Below are 12,418 nucleotides of genomic sequence, written 5' to 3'. Positions count from 1 at the left end.
ATGGTTTTACTTTTGGCGAAGCAAATTATAACTCTTTACCATGCTGTTCAAAAAACACTCACGAAAGATCAACACGCCCTAATTTCTAGTTCAACAAAAAAATCAGTTACAGTGTTCACGACAAATACAGAAGCAGCCACGAAAAACGCAGTAAGCAACATAAATAGAAGCTTTTCTATTGGGCTTGAACCTGAAAACATGAAATTCCTGAGCTATTAATCCGTGGGTTGAGATGCCTGTCATATCCATAAACAACAAACAGCTTTATTATAACTGATATATTTATCAGCTAACAGCTTTTATAACAGCCAACCATATAAGCAATCACTTGTATATACATTTTGCATTTTCTGCTGATTATCAGACATCATTTCGACTTCACCTGTTGACAAATAAATGCAAAGAAAGACAATATTAGACTATTAAAAATATGATAACGGATAGAGGGTTAAGTATCTAAACATACCCAATAAGGAGAGATGCAAACAAGGCTATTCTATAGCATTTCTATAAATGAATAACCTAGAAAACAATAAAACAAAAACACGTCAAAAGTATCAAAGACAAGTTGAGTAATATCTAAACTCATAGCCGTTCCTAACCTTCATAAAACATACGTTACCCTGTATGACTTATGTATCATAACATCAATCACAGTAGCATATAATTAACGAACAATATATGATTCAAAGTATAATTTCGCCTTTTGTACATTATCCATTAAAAAATTCCCCCACCAGCGATCCCAATAAAAACGTAACAGGTGAAGTAATTAATTGAACGGTGATTCGTACTCATTTAATCACCTCGTACTATCCTCTCTACAGATCGCTTAAATAGTATGACAATTCCAGCTAAGAATAGCTATTCTCATCATACAAATAGCGTCATTTGATTAATTACTGTCATGTTAACCAATAATACTTTCCATCCCTGCAAATTTGCGCGTTTTGTACATTTTGGTTTTTTACAGGCATTTATTTCTATTTTTATACTAAAAACAACGCATTAATATATGAATCTGTTCTAAGTACAAAGTTTTGTCAAAACTGAACTTCACAGTGTAGAAATTAAGGGTTGGACATTACATTTTACATATGAGAACGTGACATTCATTCCAAAACAACATATCAGCCTTAATAACAATATACCAATATGATTACAAAGGATTCGTTGAATCATAATGATATAGAGCAGTTTGCCGCCTCTTTAGCTCATCTTGATCAGACTGTAAAACAATTATCTGGACGCACGTTTAATTTCTCCAATAACTTAGTTATATTCCCCAAAGCGATGCTGTCGAGAATTAGTATAGGGAAGCAAGCCATGTTTCATGGTGTTTGCCATAGTGACCATTTTGCATTTACGATTCCTAGCAATAACACAGCAATAAGAGTTAACGGCATACAAGTTAATGCCGATAATAGCTTGTACATTATGCCGCCATCAGAAGAGATCGTCGCTTTATTTGAACAAGAGTTAAATGGCTACCATTTTAGTATTGAGAGCAAATTTCTTGCTAAACATATCGGCCATGACCTACATTCTTCATTGATACACAAGTCTGAGATTGTAAGATCAGGGAAGGCCAATTTAAATTCATACCAAAATTTCAAAAAACAGCTGTTCAGAAACATCGATTACTCGCTCAAACACAGTGACAGCCTATCCGAAATGGCCGTATTAGACATACAATGCTATATAGCCAACGCAATAAGAATACTCTTTAAAGATGATAACAACGAGTTAAAAAAAACAAGCATTCCATACAACAAACGACATGCCATTGTCACAAGAGCACTTGAATATATCAACAGCAGTCATGACATCTATGTATCTATACCAGATATCGCTGAACAATGTTTTTGCAGTATCAGAACATTAGAATACGCCTTTAAGCAGCTGCTTTCCGTTACACCTAAGCAGTATTTAACAATTCGGCGCTTGTATATGATCAGGCAGGATCTAGTCTCTAAAAATTGCAATAACATTGCTCAATTATTGAGCCTGTACGGTGTAGTTAACCAAGGTCGATTTAGCAAAGACTACTTTAGGATGTTTGGTGAGTATCCAAAGAACACATTAAAGTCCCGATAATCCACCTTCAGCTCAAAGAATAGCAGGAAGCCTAAGGCCTTTAGGCTTCGTGCCCTTCTAAAAAACCACAATTTTGCCAAATCACGCTCAGTGTGACATCTGGGTGAAGCACCAGCCATTGAAGGGCGCTGTTTTTGATCTTGTCAGCAATAATTTGCTTTGTTTTTGAGATTATATTGAATTGACCTATGCCATGACGGACTATTAGCCATAGAGCTTAAGCTCTACACACAATAAAAACTATCCAGAGGCATACAATGAAAAAAATAACACCAATATGCTTATTACTCGCTTTGACAGTGGCTGGGTGCCAATCTGATGAACAGGCTACCAATCAATCTCCCACTCAAAATGCCGAAGTCATTGCACAGCACAAACAGGGGCTGGCTAAGCAGCTGAGTACAAGTTACGCAGACATTGAACAAACCCTTAAATCTCAAATCACTGATCAGAATCTGACAATTTCGCTATCAACACTGCTAACCGAAGAACCTGAGTCATCCTTTACCCAACAAATGTACAAAGCCGATACTAGTATCAGGACGATGAAGGGAGTTTCTGACTACACAGATGAACTTCTCGAAATCAGACTTGCTGACAAGTCGATGGTGCAAGAGTGGAAAGACGGCATGAGCCCTTTGTTTGCCTTTGAGCCAAAAGGTGATGACGAATCATGGCAATATATCGAAGCCTACGATATCTACGGCCAGCTTCATCAGCTTGATGCCTACCAAATGCCTGACGTGCCTGTGTTTGTCGTCGACAACAATAGCGCTAAAGAGCTGAAAGCCGGACTTCAGGCCATGCAGGCAGAAATGCAAAAGTTAGGGCAGCCTGCTGTATTGCAGAGTGAAGGCGACGCAACTCAACAGGCTGAGTTTAAATCTACGTTCAAAAGCAGCTCAACCGCGCCGATTTCAACCACAGCCATCAAGAAAATTCGCCTGGCAGATGACGAAGAGCCGTGGATTTCTGGCAAAGCGGAGGTCTATGCCATCGTTACCGGTGTTAACCCAAGCAGAGACGAACCAACACTCGACTTGATTGAAATGCCGTACCTTGATTATGACAACACCGATTACTATCCAAACCAGATTGCCATCTATTGGTCTCGCTACCGCTGGGGCGCTGCAGATATGATCTTAATGGAGCAGGATGACGGGACGGACTATAAAGAATTAGCTAAATTGCTGGTCAAAGTCGCGGAAGAAGTCCTAAAAATGATCCCGGATCCCGAGGTTCAGGCTTATGCCATCATTCCGCAAATTACAGGCAAGATCATTGCCGCCATTCCTGATGGCCTGCTAGTTAATGATGATGACTATGTCGATGTTTATTATACATTAATGCAAGATACCTCGTATGTTGATCACCCGGGAGCCGGTGGAAATGCCGTTGCTACCTTTGAACCATTGACTATCTCGCCAACACGCCCTTAAATATGTTCCAGGCGCTACGCATGCCGTAGCGCCTTTTTTGTGCCCTCTTCGACTGTATATTTCTGCACCATGACAGCTTATTGAACTCTTTCTGCATAAATATTCACAACATTATTGACACATTGCCTTGTTAGATGTTTGAATCAAGGCATCCCGAAATAATGGGATCAGAAGAGGTGCGTTAACCAGGGAGTCTGTTCGAGGTATCCAAATACCAATGACAGCAGATTAGGGGGATTAACGCCGAGATAGGTTTGCGTTTGGACGTAACACTTATCGGTTGCTGGGGCTGAATCCCCAGGACTGTCACCTATGGTGGAGAGCTTCTGGTGTTTGTGTTTTTTCGCCTTTCTTGTGGCCTCTAGCCCCTGGCGCCTTCGCAATACCAAGCTCTCTTTACGGATAGCAACAAGTTCGGATGAGAGATGCCTAATCACACTACTGCTCCCGCTTACGGGAATGAACGCTTGCAACAGACTACACTATGGACGGCCCTCATCACCCCGTTCCTGCCTGACGAGTCTATTGATTTTGCAACCCTGAGCCAACTCGCCAAGGAACAAGACGCCGCCGGAAACGGGATCCTACTGCTAGGCAGTACCGGCGAAGCACTGGCAATGACCCAAGACGAGCAACAAGCCATTATCCGGCATGTTTGTGATATGTCACTTTCTGTACCTTTGATGGTTGGTGTCGGCGGTTTTCAGCTGCACCAGCAGCTGCAGTGGCTGGATTTCCTGAAAAATTATCCAATTGATGCCCTGCTCTTACCCGTGCCACTTTATGCAAAGCCCGGCGCAACCAGTCAGCAAAAATGGTTTAGCCGCCTGCTCGATGCCAGCAAATGGCCCTGCATGATCTACAACGTGCCATCTCGTACCGGTGTCGCACTTGATGAGCAAGTACTGGGACTACTGGCAGATCACCCCAATGCCTGGGCAGTGAAGGAAGCCAGTGGAAGTGCCGAGAATTTCAGTCGCTATTACCACTCTGCACCATCGCTCAAGTTCTTCTGTGGTGATGACGGCCTGCTCGTTGATTTTATTGCCAAAGGCGCATGCGGCCTGGTATCTGTGGCTGCCAATGCCTGGCCAGAAGCCACAGCACGATATGTCAGACAGAGCCTTGATCTGGCTGGCAGCTCCAACCAATCCGAGCCAAGTTTCAAAACCTTGTGGCAACAAGCAGGGAACAGCCTATTTTGCGCCGCAAACCCCATTCCGGTGAAAGCATTAATGAAACATCAGGGGCGCATTGCAAGTGCAGAACTTCGTCCCCCTCTCTATAGCGAAGAGTTATCGGAGTTGGCTCCGCTCCTGGAGGCCGATACCGCAGTCAACCAATGGACTGCAAGCCGCTAATAAAAAAAGGGGAAGTCTCTAAAAAGATACTTCCCCGTTGCTGATTAAACATTTAGCCGTTATAAGCTATCGACACTCGCCAGGTGTTCAGTACTGTTCGGATCATAGTCACACAAACTGGTTCCAATCGGCTCAATGATCCACCCTGAACCAACCGTCAGTTGAACTGGCGCTTCGCTCTGGCAATTATCATCCTCATGTACTTGCCCTCTCATACCGACCTGCAGTAATCGATAATCCTGCCCCCCAGCATCAATACGCTGGTTCGGTAACCTGCCAGCTTCAATATCACCAACTTGCCACAAGTGCTGCTCCACCGAGCGCATTTGAATACGGGCCCAATCACTCGCAAATATCTCAGGCGGATCACAATCCCCCCCAACCCAGCTACATGCAGTCAGTAACAATGCCGACGCAATCAAACAGTATCTGAACATATCCATTTAGCTCGCCTCAATCACTCCGTCAGGCCCAACATGACTTTTCGCTTCTACTTTATTCAGCGAGGCCCTACCCAAATATTTGCGAATCAGCACATAGAATACCGGCGTCAGCAACAGACCAAAGATGGTGACACCAATCATGCCGGAGAACACCGCAACCCCCATCGCCTGGCGCATTTCAGCACCGGCACCTGTCGAGATCACCATCGGCAGTACCCCCATGATGAAGGCTATCGAGGTCATCAGGATCGGTCTTAAGCGCTGATGGCTGGCTTCAAGGATAGCTTCCCTTACGGTAAACCCTTCATGTTCCTTCTCGCGGGCAAATTCGACAATCAAAATCGCATTCTTCGTAGCCAAACCCACCAGAACAATAAAGCCAATCTGAGTGAAGATATTGTTGTCACCACCATAGATGATCACGCCGGTAATAGCCGACAGTAACGTCATCGGTACAATCAAAATGATGGCCAGCGGCAAGCTCAGGCTCTCGTACTGTGCAGCCAGCACCAAAAAGACCAACAGTACAACCAATGGGAAAACATACATCGCCGTATTACCAGCCAGCTGTTGCTGATAGGTCAGTTCCGTCCACTCATAGCTCATGCCATGTGGCAGTGTTTCTGCCAAGATTTTCTCCATGGCCGCCTGAGCCTGACCGGAGCTGAATCCCGGTGCTGGTGAAGCATTCACCTCGGCGGTCGTAAAGCCGTTATAGTGCATAACGCGATCCGGACCAGCTGAATGATGAACCGAAATAAACGATCCCAGCGGGATCATATCGCCACTGGCATTGCGCACCTTCAGCTGAGCAATCTGCTCGGGCTCCTGCCGGAAGCTATCCTGTGACTGAACATTAACCTGATAGTTACGACCGAACTTGTTGAAGTCATTCACATACAGTGAGCCAAGATTTATTTGCATAGTGGCAAATATGTCATCCACCGAGACACCCTGCATTTTGGCTTTTTCACGATTCACTTCGACATCAATCTGCGGCGTATTCACCTGAAAGCTGGTAAATGCACCTGTCAGCTCCGGTGCCTGCCAGGCTTTCATGATCACTTGCTGGGTGACGGCATAGAGCTCCTCGTAACCCAGATTTCCTTTATCCTGGATCTGCAGGCGGAAGCCGCCGATATTCCCCAAACCATTCACTGGCGGCGGCGGGAAAATCGCAATAAAGGCATCTTGAATGCTTGAGAACTTACCGTTAAGCGCCCAGGCAATGGCATTCCCCGACAGGTGCTCTTCCTGACGTTCTGCGAACGGTTTCAGCGTTACAAATACCACTCCTGAACTTGGACTGTTAGTAAATCCGTTGATGTTCAGGCCCGGGAAGGCAACCGACGATTCAACACCGGGATGTGCCAGCGCAATGCTCGACATTTCACGGATCACATCTTCAGTCCGATCCAGCGACGATGCGTCAGGCAACTGAGCAAACGCGACTAAATACTGCTTATCCTGCGATGGTACATAACCGGTTGGTGTTTCAACAAACTGGTAGCCTGTCAGAGCCAATAGGCCGGCATACAACACCATGACAATACCCGCACCACGGATCACTCGTTTCACCGTACCGGAATAGGCATTACTGCCCCACTCAAAGAAACGGTTAAACGGAACGAACAACCAGCGTCCGAACAGCCAATCAATCAGCTTACTCAAACCGTCTTTCGGTGCAGTTTTACTGCGCAGGAGCAAAGCAGACAGCGCCGGGCTCAATGTCAGCGAGTTCAATGCCGAAATCACCGTCGAGATGGTAATCGTCAGGGCGAACTGGCGATAGAACTGGCCAGTCAGACCGGACATGAACGCTGTCGGGATAAATACCGCTGCCAGCACCAGGGTCGTTGCAATGATCGGGCCCGTTACTTCCTTCATCGCCTGTCTGGATGCCGCTACCGGCGGTAAACCATTTTCGATATTTCGCTCAACATTTTCGACCACCACAATCGCATCATCGACCACGATACCAATGGCAAGCACCAAGCCAAACAGCGAAAGCGCATTTAGCGAGAAGCCCAAGCCATGCATGATGGCGAAGGTACCGATTAGCGAAACCGGAACGGCTGCCAAAGGAATAATTGCCGCACGCCAGTTTTGCAGGAACAAAACGACCACTACGACAACCAGCAATAAGGCTTCAAATAGCGTCTTCACTACGGCATCGATAGAACCACGGACGAACACTGTCGGGTCATAGACAATTGAGTAATCAACGCCTTGTGGAAAATTTTCTTTGAGCTCGGCCATTTTGGCGCGGACACCATCAGAGATCTCGATAGCATTTGAACCCGGACGCTGGAAAATAGGGATAGCCACGGCATGTTTGTTGTCCAGCAGCGAACGCAAAGAATAGCTGTTTGCCCCCAGCTCAACTCGTGCAACATCGCTAAGGCGAACAATTTGTCCTTGTTCACCAACTTTGATCACGATATTACGGAACTCATCTTCCGTGCTCAGACGGCCTTTTAGGTTGATCAGCAACTGGAAGTTATTTTCGGCCGTTGGCTGCGCGCCAAGACTACCGGCAGCCGCTTGCTGGTTCTGCTCACGGATCGCATTTACAACGTCCATTGCCGTCATATTCAGAGCGGCGAGTTTTGGCGGATCGAGCCATATTCGCATCGAGTACTCACTGGCACCAAACAGACGAACGCTACCTACCCCTTCAACACGCGCCAACTCATCTTTTACATTGAGGTTGGCGTAGTTCGACAGGTATAACATGTCATGACTATCATCCGGCGAGGTTAAGTGAACCACCATCGTCAGATCCGGCGATGACTTCTCGGTCACCACCCCTAGGCGCTGAACTTCCTGCGGCAACCGCGGCAATGCACGTGCTACCCGGTTTTGTACCAGTACCTGCGCATCATCAATATCGGTTCCCAGCTCAAACGTCACCGTCAGGCTGAGGTTACCGTCCGACGTAGCCTGCGAAGACATATACAACATGCCTTCCGTACCATTAATAGCCTGCTCCAATGGCGTTGCTACCGTGTCACCGATCACTGTCGGGTTAGCTCCAGGATAGCTGGCCGTTACCACTACTGTTGGTGGAACCACTTCCGGATATTCGGTAACAGGTAATTGAAAGACGGCGATGGCACCGGCAATCATGATCATCAAAGAGATGACCCCTGCAAATATCGGCCGTGATATAAAGAATTGAGAAAACTTCATTGTTACTGTTCCTTAGCCGCGCTTACCTGCAAGCGGATCACTGCTGGCTATCGTGACTTCTGCCTGTAGCTCATCAACCCGTTGTTGCTGGCGTTTTATCTGTGCCAATGCCTCGTCGCTGGCCATTGCTGCCGAAGTCGGGTTCACAGCGGCTCCCGGACGAACACGTTGCAGCCCTTTCAGCACAATCGTATCCCCAGGCTGCAGGCCATCGCTGACCAATCGTAAGCCATTGTGTTTTTTACCCAACTTAACCGGGCGATACTGAACCTTGTTGTCCTGATCCAATACCAACACAAATTTGGTGTTTAGATCGGTACCGACAGCTTTGTCATCTATCAGAACGCCCTGATAGCTGGCACTGCCTGCCACTTTGATCCGTGCAAACAGGCCTGGTGTAAATCGACCATCAATATTTTCAAACACGGCACGGCCACGAATGGTACCGGTCTGCTCGTTGATTTGGTTATCCATAAAGTCAATATGACCGGTGTAAGGGAAACCCAGATCATCAGCCAGTCCCATCATGACCGGTGATTTGTTGTCATGGGAATCAAGACGGCTACCCTCTCGTGCCAAGCGCTTGTACTTAAGGTATGTCTGTTCATCGGCATCAAAATAGGCATAAATCGTGTCAGTCGATACCACCGTTGTTAGCAGGCTCTGCCCTGCCGTAACATAGTTACCTTTGGTAATTAGCGCGCTAGATACTCGGCCAGAAATCGGTGCTTTAACTTGGGTATATTCAAGATCCAATTTAGCCTGCTCCAAGGCTGCCTTGCGGGACTGTACTCTTGCATTGGCCTGCTGATAGCTTGCCGCGCGGTTATCTAGCTCTTCCTGAGAAATCGCATTTTTCTTAATCAGCTTCTTGCCGCGTGTTAGCTGGCGCTGAGCAAGTAGCGCCTGACTTTCAGCATCAACCAGATCGGCTTTCAGTCGGTTAACCTGTGCTTCAAGCGGCTTGGCATCAACAATAAACAAGATATCACCTGCTTTGACCAGTGCCCCTTCTTCGAAGACAACCTGCTCAACGTAGCCCGATACTCTTGGTCTCAGCTCAACGGTCTGTGGAGACTGGAGGCGGCCGGTGAACTCATCCCACTCGGTAACCCTTTCACTTATCACTTGCGCTACCGTGATTTGCGGAGCAGGCGGTTGATTCATCCCGGCCTGTTCTTCGCGCTGTGGTTGGCAGGCCATCAGCACGCTGGCAGCGACAGTGGCGAGAACCAGGTTGCGTAGTCCTTGTTGGGTTTTCATTATTTTCTCCATGGAATGTCGTTCTTTGGAGGCATTCTATGTCGATTAATACATCACAAATAATTTTAAATCTTTATCACACACATAACTTTTTGTGATGTATTCGGCAGGGCTAGCCATTAAATACATAAAATACTATGATGTATCGCACCTCAATTGATAAACAGAACGACAGTATGCGCCCACAAGAACTGAACCTGCTGGTGATTTTTGATGCCATCATGACCGAGAAATCGATCACTCGTACTGCCGAGCGATTATCAATGACCCAGCCGGCAATCTCTAATGCTGTCGCCCGAATGCGGGCAGCATGGAAGGATGATTTGTTTGTCAAAGACGGCCGCAACATCCAACCGACAACCTATGCCAAGAATCTCTGGGACCAAATCCGCGATCCTTTGCACAACCTCAATCAAGCCATTGAGCCTGATGTGTTTGATCCTCAAAAAGCCAAACGCACATTTAGGATTGCTGTCAGTGATATTGTCGTCGATACCGTATGGCTCGACTTGCGCCGTTATTTTGAAGCCCATGCACCGGGTATTAACCTACATGCTGTGCCCTATACCATTACCAATGCCCAGCAGGTGTTGGATGATGCGGAAGTCGATCTGGTGATGGGAGGAACGATTCCAGCACCTGAAAGTATCCGCTCGACTCACCTTCTCGATATCTGTCACGTCTGCGCCATGCGCAAAGACCATCCGCTGGCTAAACCAGATTTAACCATTGAAGAGTTTGCCAGTGCCGACCATCTGCTGGTGTCGTTATCCGGTGACAGCTATGGCGCGACAGACAGAGCACTTCATCAGCTTGGTATGACACGCCGCGTAGCCGTTACAGTTAACCATTTTGCCTCGGCCGCACCGCTTCTCATTGATAGCGATCTCGTCGCAATCCTGCCTGCCGCCGCAACCTATAAACACGTTACCAGCGGCAAGCTATCCGTCACTCACAGTCCAGTTGAAATCCCGCGCGGCTCTGTGTCGATGTGGTGGCACAAACGCCAGGACGAGGATGCAGGTTTGCAATGGCTGAGAGATCATATTCAGGAGAAGTTTGTTACTCGCTGGAACCAAAACCTGCGAGAAGTGTTTGAGTGCGTGTGCTCGTAACGGCTATAGCTCTCTTGGGACTGCCCTGGAGGTGTTCAATTTAGTTTGAACAAACGACTTAATACGAACGTTACTGTTTGCTATCACGACACCAGATGTTACCAGCACAATCCCAACCAATTGCGTGAAGTGTGGCATTGTTCCCAGTGCCATACTGATCACAAGCGTAAAAACAGGAATGAGATTGAACATCGAGGTCACTTTTCGTGGCCCGATCACCTGTGTACCCTGCATCCAAAAATAATAAGCCACCAGCGTACCGCATATCCCCATATACAAAATTATCGCCATATCACTTTGAGTCATTGACTGAATGGCAGCGAATGGTTGCTCTAGCCAACTGGCAAACAACACCATTTGCAGAAACCCTGCTCCCAGTGTCAACAAACAGCAAACATTATTTTCGGCTGGAAGATTATATTATTTGAGAGTAACTAACCCTTGGGTTCAAATAGTAAGAGCGACTACCTTTATACAGGGATAATATCCTTGAATCCGGTTTAAAATATACAATAAAAACACCTTAAAAGTGGTAAGTCTTATCATTTATCAAGAGCAATTAATGGAAAAAGACAAGCAAAACAATTAACCATAACATAAGTGATATTTTACAGAGAAAGCACATACAAAAAACAACCAAAAAGAGTAAACAACAAGCTCAAACAATAAAATATACATTTTAAGTATAATTAATCAGCATATTAATGCTTTTAATCTATCTTCCAGATAACAAACTAAATATATTCTCCGCTCTAATTTGACATCACAATGCATACCGCAGCCTTATCGCTGTTTATGTAAACCACACATATATGTTATTAACTTCAGTCATTTTGAGAATATACCAACAGAAAGAATAATGAGGTTAAGCATGAAAACGTTATATTGTCGATTGCTATCGCATCAGTTTTTTCTTGACCGACTATGGCAGCAGATCTTGGCATCACAACTATTCAAACTGCTGAACAGTTTAGTAATAGTAATGTAGAAGGTTGGTTCTATCCCAATCCTGACTCAACATAAGAATATGAAAAAGGCCATGCAAGCATGACCGTAAAAGATGGCAATAAAGACGTCGAACTATCTTTCTATCGGAATAGTTTGCAATTTGTTCAACACGACTGGACGAACACAGCAACCCAGTTATCGAAAACGACCGTACTGTTGACGATGTAATTAATGTTCCGACCTTGTAATACGGCACAACGAAATCTTTAGCAGATAATGCTACTGCATCAAAAGCTGACAAATCAACCGTCACATCATTGCAAAATCAGCTAACAGCATACACCATCGCAGCCACAACAGAATCTAATACACGGCCATTCGCGCTACTGTCGCAGGCTCAGATGCCGACAACTGGTCTACTCCTGTTGTTGGTGCATCTGTTAATTGGGCATTCTAACAACAAGTAACAAGGACATGTCATGAAGCCGACTTGTTAGGCTTCTGCACTTATACAAATCATAACCCTACACATCGCTATAAAGTGGTAAACAGGCTCATCC

General features: G+C 45.9%; 8 protein-coding genes, 1 pseudogene and 1 riboswitch. Of the genes and pseudogenes, 5 read left to right on the top strand and 4 right to left on the bottom strand.

All coding sequences use genetic code 11. The features are described 5' to 3' along the window. From BIT28_RS29855 to dapA, 4 genes and pseudogenes are all read left to right on the top strand, one after another. Positions 1-219: pseudogene (locus tag BIT28_RS29855) on the top strand (hypothetical protein); the annotation flags it as partial. A 954-nt stretch (positions 220-1,173) separates the two neighbouring features. Further along, positions 1,174-2,097: a helix-turn-helix domain-containing protein gene (locus tag BIT28_RS23080; RefSeq protein WP_175577593.1), complete on the top strand. Its 924-nt coding sequence runs from the start codon at positions 1,174-1,176 to the stop codon at positions 2,095-2,097. 257 nt (positions 2,098-2,354) lie between these two features. Then, positions 2,355-3,536 carry a DUF3103 domain-containing protein gene (locus BIT28_RS23075; RefSeq protein WP_075767304.1) on the top strand — a complete coding sequence of 394 codons (1,182 nt, stop codon included), beginning with the start codon at positions 2,355-2,357 and terminating at the stop codon, positions 3,534-3,536. A 163-nt stretch (positions 3,537-3,699) separates the two neighbouring features. After that, a riboswitch (Lysine riboswitch) is annotated at positions 3,700-3,870 on the top strand. Between the two features lie 133 nt (positions 3,871-4,003). After that, complete coding sequence (gene dapA, locus BIT28_RS23065; RefSeq protein ID WP_217696662.1) at positions 4,004-4,897, top strand: 4-hydroxy-tetrahydrodipicolinate synthase; 894 nt, start codon at positions 4,004-4,006, stop codon at positions 4,895-4,897. 59 nt (positions 4,898-4,956) lie between these two features. Here dapA and BIT28_RS23060 read toward each other — a convergent pair whose 3' ends face one another. From BIT28_RS23060 to BIT28_RS23050, 3 genes are read right to left on the bottom strand one after another with little or no spacing between them, the layout of a single operon-like run. Beyond that, positions 4,957-5,340, bottom strand: coding sequence for a hypothetical protein (locus BIT28_RS23060; RefSeq protein WP_075767301.1), 384 nt, complete (start codon positions 5,338-5,340; stop codon positions 4,957-4,959). Further along, positions 5,341-8,532 carry an efflux RND transporter permease subunit gene (locus BIT28_RS23055; RefSeq protein ID WP_075767300.1) on the bottom strand — a complete coding sequence of 1,064 codons (3,192 nt, stop codon included), beginning with the start codon at positions 8,530-8,532 and terminating at the stop codon, positions 5,341-5,343. 12 nt (positions 8,533-8,544) lie between these two features. After that, positions 8,545-9,795, bottom strand: coding sequence for an efflux RND transporter periplasmic adaptor subunit (locus tag BIT28_RS23050; protein ID WP_075767299.1), 1,251 nt, complete (start codon positions 9,793-9,795; stop codon positions 8,545-8,547). Positions 9,796-9,971: 176 nt separating this feature from the next. Between BIT28_RS23050 and BIT28_RS23045 the strand changes: the two genes are divergently transcribed. Further along, positions 9,972-10,910: a LysR family transcriptional regulator gene (locus BIT28_RS23045; protein WP_075767308.1), complete on the top strand. Its 939-nt coding sequence runs from the start codon at positions 9,972-9,974 to the stop codon at positions 10,908-10,910. 3 nt (positions 10,911-10,913) lie between these two features. On the opposite strand, the gene BIT28_RS23040 is transcribed toward BIT28_RS23045, so the two are convergent. Further along, complete coding sequence (locus BIT28_RS23040; RefSeq protein ID WP_139310512.1) at positions 10,914-11,297, bottom strand: DMT family transporter; 384 nt, start codon at positions 11,295-11,297, stop codon at positions 10,914-10,916. Positions 11,298-12,418 lie beyond the last annotated feature (1,121 nt).

The organism is Photobacterium proteolyticum (assembly GCF_001939735.1).
Taxonomy (GTDB): domain Bacteria; phylum Pseudomonadota; class Gammaproteobacteria; order Enterobacterales; family Vibrionaceae; genus Photobacterium; species Photobacterium proteolyticum.
This window is presented reverse-complemented; position numbering and strand designations above follow the sequence as displayed.